Below are 17,167 nucleotides of genomic sequence, written 5' to 3'. Positions count from 1 at the left end.
CGGCGCACGGTCCGCTCCGGGAGGTTCCATGGCTAAGTTGCTCACCCGCCCCCACCCCCGTACCCGCGCCGGCGCGGACGCCCGGAAAGCGGACTACGGATACGTAGCCTTCCTGCTCCCCGGGGTCGTGCTGTTCCTCGCCGTGATCGTCGTGCCACTGCTGATGAACATCGGGATCAGCTTCACCCGGTGGTCTGGCGTCGGGACGCCGGAGTGGATCGGGTTCGACAACTACGACCGGTTGCTGCACGACACCAACTTCTGGATCTCGTTCCGCAACATCGGCTTCATCATCCTCGCGATGGCGGTGCTGCCGACGCTGCTCGGCCTGTTTCTCGCCGCGGTCCTGTTCGACTACGTGGCCAAGCGGATCGGCCCGCGGACGGCGAGCGTGTTCCGCTCCGGGCTGTACCTGCCGCAGGTGCTGCCGGTCGCGGTGACCGGCATCGTCTGGGGCTGGATCCTGCACCCCAGCTACGGTGCGCTGAACTCGATCCTTGACCGTGTCGGTCTGGGTGCCCTCGCCCAGAACTGGCTCGGTGACCCGGCGTACGCCCTGCTCAGCGTCATGGCGGTGATGGTCTGGTTCCAGCTCGGCTACCCGGTCGTGATGTTCATGGCCGGTCTGCAACGGGTCGATCCGGAACTCTACGAGGCGGCCGACCTCGACGGCGCCGGCTGGTTCCAGCGGTTCACCCGGATCGCGGTGCATCAGATCAAGCCGGAGATCTACGTCGTGCTGGTCACCACGACCATCGCCGCGCTGAAGATCTTCGGGCAGATCTTCGTGCTGACCCGGGGCGGCCCAGGCAACGCCACCCTGGTGCCGTCGTACTTCGCCTACCAGAACTTCTTCGAGAAGGCCGATGCCGGGTACGGCTCGGCGATCGCCACCGTCCTGACCGCCATCATCGTCGTGCTGACCTACCTGTTCCTGCGGATCCAGACCCGCGACGAGCGCCTGGAAGGGAGCTGAGATGGTCGCCACCACCCCACCCGCCCAGCGCGGCCGGCCCGGCCGGCTGACCGCCTCGACCGTCCTGATCGGCCTGACCGTGCTCACCCTGCTGGTGCTGGCACCGTTCCTGGTCGTAGCACTCAACGCGGTCAAGGCACCGGCCGAGTACGCCGCCAACGGTCCGCTCTCGCTACCCGGCGAGCTCTACCTGCGCGGCATCGTCGACTTCTGGTTCCGGGTCGACTTCGGCGAAAAACTGTGGAACAGCTTCCTGATCAGCGCCACGGTCGCCGTACTCGCGGTACTGATCTCGGTGCTCAACGCGTACGCGATCGGCATCGGTCGGATGCGGGGTCGGATCGCGTTCCTGATGTTCTTCCTACTGGCCAACCTGCTGCCGCAGGAGGCGCTGGTCTACCCGCTCTACTATTTGTCCAAACAGGTCGGACTCTACAACAGCCGGATCGCCGTCATCATCATCTTCACCGCGATCCAGGCGGCGTTCGGCACCTACCTGCTCTCCTCGGTGTTCCGGGACTTCCCGCGACAGTTGTTGGAGGCTGCCGCGATGGATGGGGCAGGCAAGTGGCGGGTGCTCTGGAGAGTCGTGGTGCCGACCAGCTGGCCGACCCTGTCGGTGCTGTTCACGTTCTTCTTCATCTGGACCTGGAACGAGTTCTTCCTGCCGCTGATCTTCCTGATCTCCAACGACAAGCAGACGGTGCCGGTCGCGCTCGGTGTTCTGCAGGGGGACCGGATGATGGACGCCACCACCACCAGCGCGTCGGCGCTGCTCGGCATCGTGCCGGCGGTGCTGTTCTTCCTCATCTTCCAGCGCACCCTGACCCGGGGTGTGCTGGCCGGCGCGGTCAAGTAGGACCTGACGCAAGAGAGGGTTCGATGAAATTCAGCAACGGATACTGGCGGATGCGTGACGGCGTACAGCCGCTCTATCCCGCGCAGGTGCACGACGTCGAGGTCGAGCCGGCGGCGTTGACCGTGTACGCCCCGACCCGGCGGATCACCGGTCGCGGCGACACCCTCAACCAGCCGCTGCTCACCGTACGCTGCACCTCCCCCGCCCCAGACGTGATATCCGTCCAGGTGGGGCACTTCCTCGGCCGGCGGCCCCGGCATCCGGACTTCGCCCTGGCCACCGAGCCGGACACCGACGTCCAGGTAACCGACGGCGCCGAGCACGCCTGCATCACCTCGGGTGGGCTGACCGCCCGGTTCGCCCGGGGCGACGGCTGGCGGCTGGAGTTCGTGGCCGCCGACCGAGTGCTCACCGGCAGCGGCTACAAGAGCATGGCCGCGCTGGACACCGACGACGGGTCGTACATGCGGGAACAGCTCAGCCTCGGCGTCGGCGAGACGGTGTACGGACTCGGCGAGCGGTTCGGCCCGCTGGTCCGCAACGGCCAGGTGGTCGACATCTGGCAGGAGGACGGCGGCACCAGCAGCGAGCAGGCGTACAAGAACGTCCCGTTCTATCTCACCACCGGCGGGTACGGGGTGTTCGTCAACCATCCCGGGCTGGTCTCGTTCGAGGTCGGCTCCGAGGTGGTCTCCCGGGTGTCGTTCAGCGTCGCCGGGCAAAGCCTGGAGTACCTGGTCATCTACGGCCCGACGCCGCACGAGATCCTGCGCAAGTACACCGCCCTGACCGGCCGTCCGGCCCTGCCGCCGGCCTGGTCGTTCGGGCTGTGGCTGAGCACCTCGTTCACCACCTCCTACGACGAGCAGACGGTCAGCTCGTTCATCGACACCATGGCGGAGCTGGAGCTGCCGCTGTCGGTGTTCCACTTCGACTGTTTCTGGATGCGCGAGTTCCACTGGTCGAACTTCGAATGGGATCCGCGGGTTTTTCCCGAACCCGAGCTGATGTTGGAGCGGCTACGCAAGCGGGACCTGAAGGTCTGCGTGTGGATCAACCCGTACATCGCGCAGCGGTCGGCGCTGTTCGCCGAGGGGGCGGCGCGGGGCTACCTGGTTCGGACCGCCGACGGCGACGTCTGGCAGTGTGACCTCTGGCAGGCCGGGATGGGTCTGGTCGACTTCACCAACCCGGACGCCCGACGCTGGTACGCCGACAAGTTGCGGGCGTTGCTGGACATGGGCGTCGACGCGTTCAAGACCGATTTCGGGGAGCGGATCCCGACCGACGTCATCTGGCACGACGGCGCCGACCCGGAACGGATGCACAACTACTACACGCACCTGTACAACCAGACGGTGTTCGACCTGCTCCGGGAGCACCGCGGCGAGGGCGAGGCGGTGCTGTTCGCCCGGTCGGCGACCGCTGGCGGGCAGCAGTTCCCGGTGCACTGGGGCGGTGACTGCGAATCCACCTTCGAGTCGATGGCGGAGAGCCTGCGCGGCGGCTTGTCGCTGGCGATGTCCGGGTTCGGCTTCTGGAGCCACGACATCGGCGGTTTCGAGGGCCGGCCGGCACCGGAGGTGTTCAAGCGCTGGATCCCGTTCGGGCTGCTCTCCTCACACAGCCGGTTACACGGCAGCCAGACCTACCGGGTGCCGTGGACGTTCGACGAAGAGGCGGTCGACGTGCTGCGGATCTTCACCCGGCTCAAGGCGCGGCTGATGCCGTACCTGTTCGGGCAGGCGGTACTGGCCCACTCCGACGGGATCCCGGTGATGCGTCCGCTGGTCGCCGACTTCCCGGACGACCCGGCGGTGACCCACCTGGAGCGGCAGTACCTGCTCGGGGACAGCCTGCTGGTGGCGCCGGTGTTCCGGGCCGACGGGCAGGTCGACCTCTACCTTCCGGCCGGCACCTGGACCCACCTGCAGACCGGGGAGGAGATCACCGGCCCGGGCTGGGTGCGCCGGACGGTCGGGTTCGACCAGGTGCCGGTGCTGGTCCGCCCCGGCACGGTGCTGCCGCTCGGGGCGAACGCGGACCGACCGGACTACTCGTACGCCGACGGGGTGACCCTGGCGGTGTACCAGCTCGCCGACGGGCAGCAGGTGCAGGTTTCGGTGCCGGCGCTCGACGGGTCCGAGGCCGCCAGGTTCGTGGTCGCCCGGCACGGCACGACGGTCACTGCTGACCGGGTCGCTGGGTCGGCCCTGCCGTGGCGGGTGCAGCTGGTCGGCCACGGCGAGGTCTGGGAGGTGGCCGCCGACATCAGCCGGTGGCAGGGGGAGCTGACCGACCGGTAGCCGGGTTGGCCGCCCGGCCGCCCGCCGGGTCGGCTGCCGCCCCGGCGGTGAGGGCGGCGGCGACCGAGGCGGCCAGCCGGGCGACGTAGCCGCGTGGCAGCGGGGTACGGGCCACCGCGAGCCGCCAGTAGAGCGGGCCGACCATCAGGTCGACGACGAAGTCGGGATCGGTGTCGGCGGGCAGTTCGCCCCGCCGCACCGCCCGGTTCGTCACCAGGCTGCCGATCCCCCGCTGGTTGTCCCGCAGGGCTGCCTGCAGGGTCTGGGCGATCGCCGGGTTGCGGGCCGCCTCGGCGAGCAGGTCCGGCACGATCTGCCCGGCCAACGGATGACGCAACGCCCGGGCCGCGATGGTCAGCACCAGCTCGAGGTCACCGCGCAAGCTACCGGTGTCCGGCACGGCGGTCACCCCGAGGGCGACCTCGGAGACGATCCCGATGACCATCTCCAGTTTCGAACCCCACCGCCGGTAGACAGCGGTTTTGCCGACCCCGGCCCGACGGGCCACTGCTTCGATCGACATCCTGCCATAGCCGACTGCGGCCAGTTCCTGCAACGCGGCAGCCCGGATCGCCTGCGTCACATCCTCCCGCAGTACCGCCGCGCCCGCCGGCGGTCGCTTTCCGTCGCCCTGCATTCGAGCCAGTGTAACCGCACGACGATACGGTTGCGTATCGTCGTTGCCTCCCCTACCGTTTCCGTCAGGACGCGACGGTATCGTTCCGTGCCATCGGACATGAAAGGTGAGGAGCCGGGCATGAACCGGCTTCACCGGTCCGGCACCACCCGTGCCAGCGGGTCGCGCGGCACCGTCGTCGCGGCGTCCGGGACGAGAGGTACCCGTCGGAGAGGGGCGCGGGTGTGCACGAGCGGCAGCGTTGGCTGATGGAAGGACAGATCGGATGCGGCAGCCAACCAGTGGCACGACCGTGACGCTGGAACCGGACAGCGGGCCCACCCTCGCCGAGCTGGCCCGACAACACGGCCTGGCGGTGAGCGGTGCCCGCCCGTCGCTGGGTGCCTACGTCAAGCAGTTGTGGTCGCGGCGGCACTTCATCTGGGCGTACTCCAACGCCCGGCTGATCGCCATGTACACCAACGCCCGGCTGGGCCAGATCTGGCAGGTGATCACCCCGCTGGCCAACGCCGGGGTGTACTTCCTGGTCTTCGGACTGCTGCTGGGCACCGACCGCGGCATCGACAACTACATCGCGTACCTCTGCACCGGGATCTTCATCTTCACCTTCACCCAGCAGGCGGTGACCACCTCGGCCCGGTCGATCGGCGACAACATGAATCTGATCCGGGCGGTGCACTTCCCCCGGGCCAGCCTGCCCTTGACCTCGGTGCTGGTGCAGTTGCAGCAACTCGCCCCGTCGATGACCGTGCTGGCGGTCATCATGCTGGCCACCGGTGAGGGGATCGACTTCAGCTGGCTGCTGCTGATCCCGGCGCTGCTGCTGCAGACGCTGTTCAGCGGCGGGCTGGCCATGATGGTGGCCCGCTGGGCGGCGCGCACCAGTGACCTCTCCCAACTGCTGCCGTTCGTGATGCGGACCTGGCTGTACTCATCCGGCGTGTTCTACAGCATCGACCGGTTTACCGGCGACCTGCCCGGCTGGGTGGTCACCGTGCTGCAGTTCAACCCGATGGCGGTCTACATCGACCTGGTCCGCTACGCGTTGATGGACTCGATGGGCAGCCCGCCCGGGTACCTGTGGCCGGCGGCCGGCGGTTGGGCCGTGCTGATGGGTGTGGTGGGCTTCATCTACTTCTGGCGTGCCGAGGAGGAGTACGGCCGTGGCTGACCTGCTGGACGCACCGGCTTCCGGGGCCGACACCCGGGTGCCCACCGTGATCGTCGACGACCTGCACGTCGTCTACCGGATCAACACCGGCGGCGGCGGGCGCAACAGCCCGGTCTCGGCGCTGCGGCGGATCGCGACCCGCAAGCAGGCCCCGACGGTACGCGAGGTGCACGCCATTCGCGGCGTCAGCTTCGTGGCGCACCGTGGCGAGGCGATCGGGTTGATCGGCAGCAACGGCTCCGGCAAGTCCACCCTGCTGCGGGCGGTGGCCGGCCTGCTGCCACCGCGCCGGGGCAAGGTCTACACCCAGGGTCAGCCGTCCCTGCTCGGGGTGAACGCCGCCCTGATGAACGACCTGACCGGCGAGCGTAACGTCGTGCTCGGTTGCCTGGCGATGGGAATGAGCCCGGCGGAGGTGCGGGCGAAGTACGACGGGATCGTCCAGTTCTCCGGCATCAACGAACGGGACGATTTCGCGTCGCTGCCGATGCGGACCTACTCCTCGGGTATGGCGGCCCGACTGCGGTTCTCGATCGCCGCGGCGAAGAGCCACGATGTGCTGATGATCGACGAGGCGCTGGCCACCGGCGACGCCGCGTTCCAGCGGCGCAGCGAGGAACGGGTCCGTGAGCTGCGGGCCGAGGCCGGAACCGTCTTCCTGGTCAGCCACAGTAACAAGTCGATTCTGGACACCTGTGAGCGCAGTATCTGGCTGGAGTCCGGCGTGATCCGGATGGACGGGCCGAGCACCGAGGTAGTCAAGGCCTACCAGGAGTACGCCAACCGCAGGTGACCCGAGCCGGGTGTCCGGGTGCGGCGTACCCGCAGCCCCTGGACACCCGTGCGGGTGGTGGTTTCAGCTTCAGCCGAGACCGTTGCGGATCGCGGTGACCAGTTCGCCGTTGCCAGTGTCGCCGGACAACTCCCAGAAGAACGCCCCGCCGAGGCCCTGGCCCCTGGCGTAGTTCATCTTGCCGCCGATGGTCGCCGGGGTGTCGTAGCTCCACCAGTTGTTGCCGCACTTGGCGTACGCGGTGCCGCCGACGGTGCCGGTCGCCGGGCAGGTGTTCTTCAGCACCTTGTAGTCCTCGATGCCCTGCTCGTACGTGCCCGGTGCCGGACCGGTGGCGGTACCACCCGGAGCGCTCTGGCTGACGCCGGTCCAGCCCCGACCGTAGAAGCCGATGCCGAGCAGCAGCTTGTTCGCCGGGATGCCCTTGCTCTTCAGCTTCTGGATCGCCGCGTCCGACCAGAAGCCCTGCTGCGGGATTCCCGGGTACGAGGTCAGTGGCGAGTGTGGGGCGGTCGGTCCCTGCGCGTTGAAGGCGCCGAAATAGTCGTACGTCATCGGCATGATCCAGTTCAGGTCGCCGACCGCTCCGGCGTAGTCGGCCGCGTCGATCTTGCCGCCGTTGCCGCCGTCCGCGGTGATCGCTGCGGTCACCAGCGCGCTCGACCCGAACCGGTCACGCAGTGCCGAGATCAGGTTCCGGAACGCCGCAGGACCGCTGGAGTCGCAGGTCAGGCCACAGGCGTTGGGGTACTCCCAGTCGATGTCGATACCGTCGAACACGTCCGCCCAGCGTGGGTCCTCGACCAGGTTGTAGCAGGACTCGGCGAACGCGGCCGGGTTCTGCGCGGCCTGGGTGAAACCGCCGGACCAGGTCCAGCCGCCAAACGACCAAACTACCTTCAGGTGCGGGTACATCGCCTTGAGCTTGCGCAGCTGATTGAAGTTGCCCCGCAACGGCTGGTCCCAGGTGTCGGCGACCCCGTCGACGCTGTCCGCGGCGGTGTACGCCTTCTCGTAATCGGCGTAGCTGTCCCCGATGGCACAGCGCCCACCGGCGGTGTTGCCGAAGGCGTACATGATGTGGGTCATCTTCGATGCCGACCCGCTCGTGTGGATGTTGCGCACGTGGTAATCGCGGGCGTAGACCCCCCACTGGGTGAAGTAGCCGACCACCTTCTGCCCACCGGGCGGCGGTGGCGGAGTCGTCGGCGGTGGCGTGGTGGGCGGCGCCGTCGTCGGGGGCGGCGCGGTGGTCGGGGCCGGGCCACCGGCACAGGAGACCCCGTTGATGGTGCAGTTCTGCGGTGCCCGGAATGCGCCGGTGCCGATGTAGCCCCAGCTGAACGAGGCTCCCGGCGCGAGGCCACCGGCCCAGCTCTTCTTCACCGCGGTGTACCGGTTACCGCTACGCGTCACGTCGGCGTCCCAGAAGCTGCTGATGGTGGTGCCGGCCGGCAGGTCGAACTCGATCCGCCAAGTGCCGACGGTGGCGTCGGAGCCGTTGGCGCCCGTCACCCGGACCTCGTGCCCGGTACCCCAGTCAGAGCTGGCGGCGAAGCTGGCGGAGATGGTGCCGGCGCCGAACGCCGCAGTGACCGGCACCGCCGCCGCAGCCGTCACCACGGCCAGCGCCCCGGCCAAGACGGCGCGGCGCAGTGATCTTCTCATCAGGCGTCCCCCCATTTGCTTAGGAAACTTTCCTTAAAGTGCATGAGACGCTACTCACACATCAACCAGTTCGTCAAGATGTCGATATCTCGATGGCTACGCGACCCCGGCCAGGCGTCGTCCGGCAGCACCGGGGAACCGCTCGGACGAACCCGGGCTCAGATCCGGCGGCGGCCGGAGAACCCACACTCCAGGCGGTGGTACCAGCGGATCTCGCCGTCGCCTTCCAGCCAGCACCACAGGACCGGACGGTCGTCCAGCTCGCCCGGGAAGTCGAGTAGCACCGGGGCGACGCCCTTGACCTGGATCTCCTGCTCGTTCAGCTCGTCAAGAATCCCGTAGATCCGCGCTTCCAGCCCTTTCACCTCGGCCAGACCGCCGTGCGGGCTGTCCGATCCGGCGGCCAGATCAGCCCGCAACTCAGCCAGGTCCGCGCGGAGTAGGACCAACTCGTCGATCCGTGGACGGAGGGTTGCCATCAGGTGGCGGGCCTGGGCGAGGGTGAACACGTTCGCCAGTATGGTCCATCACCACCCGTCGTGGGTCGACCGGTCGCCGGGAGGACTGCGGCCGACCGTCACGCGAGGCCGCTGACCCGGACGGCTGCCCCGGGCCGCCGCCGGTCGCCGTGCGCCGGCGGCGGCACTGGGCGCGTCGGCGGAACGCGCCCGGTAGCCGGCCGCAGGGGGGCAGCCAGGGCCGGCTGTCGACGTCGCCGCAGGGGAAGTCACGATACGACGCCGGTACGGCGGTCGCCCAGCGCCGGCGGACCTCGTTCCCGTCGAGCTACCTACGACCACCTATGTCGCAAACGGTAGCCACGCCGACACGTTCAGCGGAAGAGGCTGAGCGTGAATGAATACCTCAGCCCTGCTGCGCGGCCAGCTCCCGGGCGCGGTCGCGGGCCGCTTCCAGGGCGGCGAGCAGCGCCGCCCGAACCCCGTGGTTCTCCAGCTCACGGATGGCCGAGATGGTGGTGCCGGCCGGCGAGGTGACGGCCTCACGCAGCTTGACCGGATGCTCGCCGGAGTCCCGCAGCATCACCGCCGAACCGATCGCCGTCTGCACGATCAGGTCGTGCGCCACCTGGCGGGGCAGCCCGAGCAGGATTCCGGCGTCGATCATCGCCTCGACCAGTAGGTAGAAGTAGGCCGGGCCGGAGCCGGACAACGCGGTGACCGCGTCCTGCTGGGTCTCCGGCACCCGGATCGTGACACCGAGCGGCTGGAACATCTCCTCGGCGAGGGCAAGATGCTCGACGGTGGCATGCCGGCCGGCGGAGATGGCGGTCATCGCCTGATCCACCAGCGCCGGGGTGTTGGTCATCACCCGTACCACCGGGGTGCCGTCCGGTAGGCGGCGGGCGAAGAACTCGGTCGGCAGTCCCGCGCAGAGCGAGACGACCAGCTTGTCCGCCGGCACCTTGGGGCCGATCTGGTCCAGCAGGGTGGCGGCGTCCTGCGGCTTGACCGCCACGGCCAGCACCTCCGCCTCGGCCACCGCAGTGTGGTTGTCCACCACCGACACGCCGTAGCGCACCGCGATGTCCTCGGCCCGCTCCCGCCGCCGAGTCGTCGCCAGCAGTTGATCGGCCGGCCAGCCGGCCCGCAACAGGCCGGAGAGGACCAGCTCGCCGATCTTGCCGGCGCCGATCACGGCTACCTTGTGCGCGCCGGGAGGCATCCGTGCGTCATCCTCTCTCGAACCGAACCAAACCGACCAGGACCGGTGACCGACCAGGACCGAAACGCGACGGACCGGACCGTGACGGACCGGGCGGAGCAGCGCCCTGGCGGGAGCCGCTCATCCCGGCCCGGACCCGGTGGTCAGCTGCCGAAGAAGACCTCGGCCTCGGTGTAGCGCTCCAGCGGGACGGTCTTGAGCTCCCGGGTCGCCTCGGCCAGCGGCACCCGGACGATGTCGGTGCCCCGGATACCGACCATCTTGCCCCAGTCGCCGTCGTTGGCGGCGTCGATGGCGTGCAGGCCGAGCCGGGTGGCGAGCACCCGGTCGAAGGCGGTGGGGGTGCCGCCACGCTGGATGTGACCCAGCACGACGGTCCGGGCCTCCTTGCCCGTCTTGGCCTCCAGCTGCTCGGCGAGCCACTGGCCGATGCCGCCGAGCCGGACGTGGCCGAAGGAGTCGAGTTCCTTGTTCTGCAGAACCATCTGGCCCTCCATCGGGTGGGCCCCCTCGGCGACCACCACGATCGGGGCGTACTGCTTCTGGAACCGCTTCTCGACGTAGGTGGCGACCTGCTCGACGTCGAACTCGCGCTCCGGCAGCAGGATCACGTTCGCCCCACCGGCGAGTCCGGCGTGCAGCGCGATCCAGCCGGCGTGCCGGCCCATCACCTCGACCACCAGGGTGCGGTGGTGGCTCTCGGCAGTGGTGTGCAGCCGGTCGATGGCCTCCATCGCGATGTTGACCGCGGTGTCGAAGCCGAAGGTGTAGTCGGTGGCACCGAGGTCGTTGTCGATCGTCTTCGGCACGCCGACCACCTGCACGCCGAGTTCGTGCAGCTTGGTGGCGACACCGAGAGTGTCCTCGCCGCCGATCGCGACCAGGGCGTCCACGCCCTGGGACGCCAGGTTCTCCTTGATCCGCTCGACCCCGCCGTCGATTTTGAACGGGTTGGTCCGGGACGAACCGAGGATGGTGCCGCCGCGGGGCAGGATGCCCCGTACCTCGTCGATACCGAGAGGCCGGCTCAGCCCCTCCAGCGGTCCGCGCCAGCCGTCGCGGAATCCGATGAACTCGTGACCGTAGCTGGCGACGCCCTTGCGCACCACCGCCCTGATCACTGCGTTCAGGCCGGGGCAGTCGCCGCCGCCGGTGAGCACGCCGATACGCATGATCCGCTCATCCTCCAGGAAACTGTGCGGTAGACCCACTCGAGCCCCAGGAACGAAGTCCGGTCAGACCGTCGGCATCGTTGCCGGCCCGGGGCGGGCCGTCAGTGCGCACTTTATCGGCCCGACCGGCGACCGGGCGAGCAGACCCCGAGGATCACCGGACCGTCGCTGGCCCGGTCACCGCCGGTAGGCCCGGCTGATCACCTGCCATCGGGCAAGGTTGTGGCGTGCGTCGACGAGCGCGTCGTGCCGGTCAGCGGCCGACGCCGGCAGATCCGGCCGACCGGCGTCGTCCCACCGCTGCCGCAGGTCCTTGGTGAACCGGGGAATCTCCCGGGGCAGGGCCGGCATGGCCCCCCACAACTGGGCCAGCGCCACATGGTCGTACGCGGCGTACCAGGCCCACAGCTCCAACTCGGCAGCCGAACCGTCGCGCAGCGGCGCGACCAGGAATGCGTACAGCTCGTCGCGGATCCGCGCCCGGGGCCGCCAGGCCGGATCGGCCGGTGACGGCAGCTTGTCGAGCACGTGGCGACGCACCCACGGCACAGCCCGGGCACCGTCGAACTCCGTGGAGACCGCGTAGAACTCCCGGCCGTGCTCGTCGACGACACCGATCGAAACCAGGTCGACGAGGCGCCCGTCCTCGATGAACTCGCAGTCGTAGAAGTAGCGGTAGATCATTACCGCCATCCTCGCCGATACCGGAGATAGACCCCCATCGGGGTGCCGGCCGGAGCGTCGCCGTCGCCCGGCTCGCTCCGACCGGTACCGCATCCCCACGGCCGGATCCGCCGGGCCCCCGTGTCGGCCCCCACCCGCCGGTGGATCTGGCCGCTAGCCTGCCGGTTTGTCGGGCACAGGACTGTCACAGAAATGATTGTGGGGGTGTACACCACGCGACACGGCAGCCATGATCTGATGTTGACACCGTTCTCCGAACGGTATCTATTTCATGTTCGCCTGGGTCGGGTGATGCACCCCGGACGGGCACGATGGTGCCCCCGGTGGGATGGTGCCCTTGGTGGGGAGGGGTTGGACCGTGGAGATGCGCCTGCCGGAGCCGGGTGACGCGCTCACCGGCGTGGACATGTTCGCCGGGCTCGAACCCGAGGTCCGGCAACGGGTCATCGCTGCCGCCGTGCCCCGCACCTACCGCAGGGGTCAGTTGCTCTTCGTCGAGAACGACCCGGGCGAGTCGCTCATCGTGCTCAAAAGGGGCGCCGTCGCGGTCTTCCGCACCGCGCCGACCGGCGAACGCGCGGTGTTGTCCGTCGTCCGCCCGCCCGACGTGCTGGGCGAGGTGTCGCTGCTGGACGCGTCGACCCGGTCGGCGTCCGCCGAGGCCATCGAGGACTGCACCGCGCTGGCGTTGTCCCGGGGCGCGTTCATGGATCTGGTGCACTCCAACCCGCGCATTCTCGACGCGGTGATGCGCTCACTCGGTGCGCTGATCCGCCGGCTCACCGAGCAGAACGCCGATCACGTCTTCCTCGATCTACCCGGTCGGGTGGCCAAGACGCTGGTCCGGCTGGCCGGGGAGAGCCAGGCCCCGATGATCACCATCGAGCTGAACCAGAGCCAGCTGGCGGAGATGGCCGGTGGCTCCCGGCAGAGCGTCAACCAGGCGATCGGATCGTTCAGCAACCGGGGTTGGCTGCGTACCGAAGGTCGGCGGATCGTGGTGACCGACGTGGCCGCGCTACGCCGCCGGGCCGGAATGGCCGACCGATGAGGTCGATACCGGCGGTACACGCGTGGCGCGCGTACCGCCGGGCCTGACGTCTACCGCCGTCAGGGCTGGGTGCTGGTCGGGCCGATCCAGTTGGTGCCGACCTTCTCCCCGGTCGGGCCGATCCACTCCTCGGCCACGACCCCCTCCTCCTGCAACTTCGCCAGCGTGCCGGCGTCGAGATCGATCATCTCCCCCGCGCCGTGGCTGACCCCGGACAAGTCCGTCCAGTCCTTCTCCAACTTGACGTACACCATGTCAGGACTCCCCTGCTCGGTCTGATCTGGCCAGATGAATGTATCCCGGTACCACCAGTAGATGGACTGTCCATTAGCCAACAGCCCGGTTATGGACAGTTGACCGCACGGGCGATACTCGGGCTGACGCACCCGCCGTGACCTGCGAATCCGGCCCCCCCGGCAGATCGGGTCCGGCACCGCCACGCCCGGCCGGGCATAGCCGCTGGCCAGGGCAGGTGGCCAGATGCGACAGTAGGCTCCCGACTCGACGTTCCCGCGAGGAGGCTGGCATCGCTGCCCCGTGCGAAAAGTGTGGCCGGACCGCAGCCGACGACGACCGCTACTGCGGCGGCTGCGGTACGGCGCTCATCCCTGTCTGCGCGCACTGCGACCGCCCGCTGGCGGCCGACGCGAGCTTCTGCACCTCCTGCGGCCAGCCGCAGGGTGGCCGACGGCCGACCGAGCCGAGTCAGGAGGACCGACGTCGGGTCAGCGTCCTGTTCATCGACCTGATCAACTTCACGCCGTACGTGGAACGGGTCGATCCCGAGCAGGTCCGGCGGATGCAGACGAACTTCTTCTCCATCGCGCGCCGGGTCGTCGGCCAGTACGGCGGGGTGGTGGAGAAGTACATCGGCGACGCGGTGATGGCGCTGTTCGGTGCGCCGGTGGCCACCGAGAACGACGCCCTGCGCTGCGTCCGGGCCGGGCTCGACCTGCGCCGCGCCCTGACCGAGTTCACCGCTTCCGCCGGCGAGGGACTCCGGTTCCGTATCGGCGTGGCCACCGGCGAGGCGCTGGTCGACACCGGCGCGGCCCGCGACGGTGGCCAGGCGTTCCTGGCCGGCGACGTGGTCAACACCGCGTCCCGGATGCAGTCGGTGGCACCGGCCGACGGGTTGCTGGTGTGCGGTGTCACGCACGGGCTGACCAAGGAGGCGATCCGCTACGACCCGCAGCCGGCGGTGACGCTGCGCGGACGGTCGTCGCCGACCGAGGTGTGGCTGGCGCTGGCCCCGTTGCGTCCCGTGCCGGCTGACCGGCAGACCGACGCGACCCCGCTGATCGACCGCGAACACGAACTGGGGCTGCTGGTCAACGCGCTGTACCGGTCGATCCGCGACCAGCGGCCCCAGGTGCTCACCGTGCTCGGCCAGGCCGGCATCGGCAAGAGCCGGCTGGTCCGGGAACTGCTTCGGCACACCGAACGGCTGGTTGACCAGCCGGTCACCTGGCGGATCGGGCGGTGCCCGCCGTTCGGGGAGAACGTCACGTTCGCCGCGCTCGCCGACATCGTCAAGGCCGAGGCCGGCATCCTCGACACCGACCTGGCCACCGTCGCCGAGCAGAAGTTGGCCACCGGGGTCCAGGCCCTGGTCGGACCGGAGGCGAACCGGCTGGTCGACGCGCTGCGCCCACTGGTCGGGCTGCCGCACCGCAACCTGCCGGCCGAGGAGACCGAGTCGGCATGGCGGCGCTTCCTGCTCGCCCTGGCCGCCCGGCAGCCGACCGTGCTGGTCTTCGAGGACCTGCACTGGGCCGACGAGGCGATGCTGCGCTTCGTCGAGCTGCTCGGCGCCTCCGCCTGGCAGGTGCCACTGCTGCTGCTGTGCACCGCCCGACCCGAGCTGACCAGCCGTGAGCCGGCCTGGGCGGGCACCACCCCGGGCGCGCTGACCGTCACCCTGCCGCCGCTGCGCGACACCGGGGTGGCCGCACTGTACGCGCACATGTTCGGTGCGGCGCCGTTCTCGGCCGATCTGCTCGGCCCGTTGATCGAGGTGGCCGACGGCAACCCGCTCTACGCCCACGAGTACGTGCGAATGCTGATGGAGCAGGGGGCGTTGCGGCGCAGCGGCCGTGGTTGGGCGTTGACCCGCAGCGATCGGCTGCCGATCCCGGACAGTGTGCACGGGGTGATCGCCAACCGGATGGATCTGCTGGACGCCACCGACCGGGCGGTGCTGCTCGCCGCAGCCGTGGTCGGGGTGCAGTTCTGGCCCGGCGCGGTCGCCGCCGCCCTCGGCCAGCCGGTGGAGCTGGTCGACCGGGCGCTGCGCCGGTTGGAGCAGCGCGACTTCGTCCACGAACAGCCGGGTTCGACGATGGCGCAGCAACCCGAGTTCCGGTTCCGCCACGTGCTGGTCCGCGACGTCTGCTACCAGCGGTTGCCCCGTAACGAACGGGTTGCCCGGCACGCCCGGACCGCCGACTGGTTGGACACCCTCGCTGGCGACCGGGACACCGACCTGGCCGAGGTGCTGGCCCACCACCGGTGGGCGGCGCACGAGATCGCGGACACGCTGGGTCTGGAGACCCACGGGTACGCTGGGGCCGCCCGGGATGCCCTGCACCGTGCGGCCCGCAGGGCGTACGCCCTGCACGCGCTGGACGTGGCGAGCGGGCACGTGGAACGCGCGCTGCGCCTGGTGACCGCCGCCGGCACCGACGGGCTGGGTGAGCGGTTGCAGCTCGAACTGCTCGGTGCCGAGCTCGCGTTTCTGCGCGACGGCCCGGGCTTCCTCGCCGACGGGGGCGCCGACCGGCTGAGGACGCTCGCCGACCAGCTGGCCGACGTCAACGATCAGGGGTGCGCGGCCCGGGCCTGGACCCTGCTCGGGCGGGCTGCCTGGCTGCGGACCGACCGGGACGAGGCGCTGCGCTGCCTCGACCGGGCGGTGGAACTGTTCGACGCGCTGCCGGACACCGATCAGAAGGCCGACGCGTACGCCGAACTGGGCCGGCTGCACATGCTCAACCTGGAACGGGATCCGGCGGTCGCGGCGGCCGGCGCGGCGGCCGAGATCGCCGACCGGTTGAGGCTGACCGAGACACTGGCCAACGCCCGGATCACCGTTGCCATGGCCCGGTACCAGTCCGGGGACCGGGCCGGGCTCGACGAGCTGCGGGCGGCCACCGCGATGTGTCGCGAGCACCAACTGCTCGCGCTGCCCCGGGCGCTGCAGAACCTGTCGTACGCGTTGTGCGAAGAGGGCGACTGGTCCGGCGCCCAGGAGCTGATGTCCGGTGCCGCCTCCGGCTCCGGGCTGAGCACCGGATACTCCGGCGAAGCCATGCGTGCCTACTTCGCCGGGGACTTCGCCGCCTTCCTCGCCGCCGCCGACTCCTTCGTCGCAACGCCCAGCGGCCGGTGGGACATCCAGGTACGGGGCCTACGGGCGTGTCTGCGGGTACTGCGCGGCGATCCGGTACCCACGGCCGATCAGAGCGGGGTCGACGACGTCGCCGACGCGGTACACGCGGCCCGGGACAGCGGCTTCCGTCGGCCGTACTGGAACAGCCTCGGCTTGGGCGCACTGTGCCGGGCGCTACAGGGGCGGGGTGTGGAGGCCGCAGCGCTGCTCGACGAGCTGGACCAGTCCTGGTCGAAGGTCCCCGCGCTGGCCAGCGGCGAATGGATCGCGGCCGCCGCGTTCGCCGCCGCGATCGCCGGGCGTGGCGCGGCAGGGCAGGTCCGGGCGATGCTCGACCGGGTGCAGCATCGCACCCCGTGGGCCGAGGCCGCGCTGCGGACGGTGACCGCAGCGGTGGCGGCGGCCGACGGCGAAAACCGCGCGGCAGGTGAGCTGTACGCTGCCGCAGCGGCCGGTTTCGCCGACATCGACGCGACCACCGACCGGATGATCGCGTTGGCGTTGGCCGTGGCGGCGTGGCGGCGTGTCGGCGACCGCGATGCCGACGCGCCGGCGCTGGCCGAGGTGCGCAGCTTCGCGCTGCGCAACAAGGCACCCGGGTTGCTGCACCTCGACGATCAGGACGCGGGCGGCTACCGCTGGTCTCCGACCCTGGCGTCGTGACCGCAGGCGGCGAGGTTCACGGGCACGGCACCGCACAACGCACTCCCACAACCGCCTACCGGCGTGTCACGATTCAAGGGCACGGCACGCCCCCGGCCGGGGGTCCGCCGGCG

14 protein-coding genes are annotated in these 17,167 nt (G+C 69.8%); 7 read left to right on the top strand and 7 right to left on the bottom strand.

The window, feature by feature from the left end; genetic code table 11:
- The first annotated feature begins 28 nt into the window (after positions 1–28).
- From ACFHWS_RS02835 to yicI, 3 genes are read left to right on the top strand one after another with little or no spacing between them, the layout of a single operon-like run.
- The gene (locus ACFHWS_RS02835; RefSeq protein ID WP_416551591.1) at positions 29–976 is read left to right on the top strand and encodes a carbohydrate ABC transporter permease; all 948 of its coding nucleotides are present in this window, start codon (positions 29–31) and stop codon (positions 974–976) included.
- A 1-nt stretch (position 977) separates the two neighbouring features.
- A complete protein-coding gene (locus ACFHWS_RS02830; RefSeq protein ID WP_416567559.1) occupies positions 978–1,835 on the top strand; it encodes a carbohydrate ABC transporter permease in 858 nt (285 codons plus the stop codon).
- Positions 1,836–1,858: 23 nt separating this feature from the next.
- Complete coding sequence (gene yicI / locus ACFHWS_RS02825; RefSeq protein WP_416567558.1) at positions 1,859–4,141, top strand: alpha-xylosidase; 2,283 nt, start codon at positions 1,859–1,861, stop codon at positions 4,139–4,141.
- On the opposite strand, the gene ACFHWS_RS02820 is transcribed toward yicI, so the two are convergent.
- Positions 4,107–4,778 (bottom strand): TetR/AcrR family transcriptional regulator, encoded by a 672-nt coding sequence (locus ACFHWS_RS02820; RefSeq protein WP_416567557.1) that lies wholly within the window; start codon positions 4,776–4,778, stop codon positions 4,107–4,109. The genes yicI and ACFHWS_RS02820 overlap by 35 nt on opposite strands.
- 265 nt (positions 4,779–5,043) lie before the next feature.
- Between ACFHWS_RS02820 and ACFHWS_RS02815 the strand changes: the two genes are divergently transcribed.
- Together ACFHWS_RS02815 and ACFHWS_RS02810 are read left to right on the top strand one after the other, a co-directional pair.
- Positions 5,044–5,949: an ABC transporter permease gene (locus tag ACFHWS_RS02815; protein WP_278170320.1), complete on the top strand. Its 906-nt coding sequence runs from the start codon at positions 5,044–5,046 to the stop codon at positions 5,947–5,949.
- Positions 5,942–6,742: an ABC transporter ATP-binding protein gene (locus ACFHWS_RS02810; protein WP_416567556.1), complete on the top strand. Its 801-nt coding sequence runs from the start codon at positions 5,942–5,944 to the stop codon at positions 6,740–6,742. Before ACFHWS_RS02815 ends, ACFHWS_RS02810 begins: the two co-directional genes overlap by 8 nt.
- Positions 6,743–6,811: 69 nt before the next feature.
- On the opposite strand, the gene ACFHWS_RS02805 is transcribed toward ACFHWS_RS02810, so the two are convergent.
- The 5 genes from ACFHWS_RS02805 to ACFHWS_RS02785 form a co-directional block, all read right to left on the bottom strand.
- Positions 6,812–8,410, bottom strand: coding sequence for a glycosyl hydrolase family 18 protein (locus ACFHWS_RS02805; RefSeq protein WP_416551583.1), 1,599 nt, complete (start codon positions 8,408–8,410; stop codon positions 6,812–6,814).
- 158 nt (positions 8,411–8,568) lie between these two features.
- The gene (locus tag ACFHWS_RS02800; protein ID WP_123602715.1) at positions 8,569–8,919 is read right to left on the bottom strand and encodes a DUF2203 domain-containing protein; all 351 of its coding nucleotides are present in this window, start codon (positions 8,917–8,919) and stop codon (positions 8,569–8,571) included.
- Positions 8,920–9,274: 355 nt separating this feature from the next.
- Positions 9,275–10,093, bottom strand: a complete 819-nt coding sequence (gene proC, locus ACFHWS_RS02795; protein ID WP_416551581.1) for a pyrroline-5-carboxylate reductase — start codon at positions 10,091–10,093, stop codon at positions 9,275–9,277.
- Between the two features lie 143 nt (positions 10,094–10,236).
- Positions 10,237–11,265: a 6-phosphofructokinase gene (locus ACFHWS_RS02790; protein WP_278170326.1), complete on the bottom strand. Its 1,029-nt coding sequence runs from the start codon at positions 11,263–11,265 to the stop codon at positions 10,237–10,239.
- A 177-nt stretch (positions 11,266–11,442) separates the two neighbouring features.
- A complete protein-coding gene (locus ACFHWS_RS02785) occupies positions 11,443–11,949 on the bottom strand; it encodes a polyadenylate-specific 3'-exoribonuclease AS (protein ID WP_416551579.1) in 507 nt (168 codons plus the stop codon).
- A 358-nt stretch (positions 11,950–12,307) separates the two neighbouring features.
- Between ACFHWS_RS02785 and ACFHWS_RS02780 the strand changes: the two genes are divergently transcribed.
- Positions 12,308–13,000, top strand: coding sequence for a Crp/Fnr family transcriptional regulator (locus ACFHWS_RS02780; protein ID WP_123602718.1), 693 nt, complete (start codon positions 12,308–12,310; stop codon positions 12,998–13,000).
- A gap of 59 nt (positions 13,001–13,059) precedes the next feature.
- Here the strand turns inward: ACFHWS_RS02780 and ACFHWS_RS02775 are convergent, their stop codons facing one another.
- Complete coding sequence (locus tag ACFHWS_RS02775) at positions 13,060–13,254, bottom strand: hypothetical protein (RefSeq protein WP_416551578.1); 195 nt, start codon at positions 13,252–13,254, stop codon at positions 13,060–13,062.
- Positions 13,255–13,472: 218 nt separating this feature from the next.
- On the opposite strand from ACFHWS_RS02775, the gene ACFHWS_RS02770 reads away from it, so the two are divergent.
- On the top strand, positions 13,473–17,054 hold the full coding sequence (locus ACFHWS_RS02770; protein ID WP_416567555.1) for an ATP-binding protein: 3,582 nt from the start codon (positions 13,473–13,475) through the stop codon (positions 17,052–17,054).
- Positions 17,055–17,167: the final 113 nt, after the last annotated feature.

Origin of the sequence: Micromonospora sp. LOL_013 (assembly GCF_048060315.1) — a bacterium.
Lineage (GTDB): Bacteria > Actinomycetota > Actinomycetes > Mycobacteriales > Micromonosporaceae > Micromonospora_E.
Note: the sequence above shows the minus strand (reverse complement) of the source record. Positions and strands in the feature narration are given on the sequence as shown.

What these genes read in the sequence shown, in the direction of transcription:
- ACFHWS_RS02805 (WP_416551583.1), bottom strand. Translation starts at nt 8,410, where the DNA reads ATGAGAAGATCACTGCGCCGCGCCGTCTTGGCCGGGGCGCTGGCCGTG.
- ACFHWS_RS02790 (WP_278170326.1), bottom strand. Translation starts at nt 11,265, where the DNA reads ATGCGTATCGGCGTGCTCACCGGCGGCGGCGACTGCCCCGGCCTGAAC.
- proC (WP_416551581.1), bottom strand. Translation starts at nt 10,093, where the DNA reads ATGCCTCCCGGCGCGCACAAGGTAGCCGTGATCGGCGCCGGCAAGATC.
- ACFHWS_RS02785 (WP_416551579.1), bottom strand. Translation starts at nt 11,949, where the DNA reads ATGATCTACCGCTACTTCTACGACTGCGAGTTCATCGAGGACGGGCGC.
- yicI (WP_416567558.1), top strand. Translation starts at nt 1,859, where the DNA reads ATGAAATTCAGCAACGGATACTGGCGGATGCGTGACGGCGTACAGCCG.
- ACFHWS_RS02835 (WP_416551591.1), top strand. Translation starts at nt 29, where the DNA reads ATGGCTAAGTTGCTCACCCGCCCCCACCCCCGTACCCGCGCCGGCGCG.
- ACFHWS_RS02815 (WP_278170320.1), top strand. Translation starts at nt 5,044, where the DNA reads ATGCGGCAGCCAACCAGTGGCACGACCGTGACGCTGGAACCGGACAGC.
- ACFHWS_RS02775 (WP_416551578.1), bottom strand. Translation starts at nt 13,254, where the DNA reads ATGGTGTACGTCAAGTTGGAGAAGGACTGGACGGACTTGTCCGGGGTC.
- ACFHWS_RS02830 (WP_416567559.1), top strand. Translation starts at nt 978, where the DNA reads ATGGTCGCCACCACCCCACCCGCCCAGCGCGGCCGGCCCGGCCGGCTG.
- ACFHWS_RS02820 (WP_416567557.1), bottom strand. Translation starts at nt 4,778, where the DNA reads ATGCAGGGCGACGGAAAGCGACCGCCGGCGGGCGCGGCGGTACTGCGG.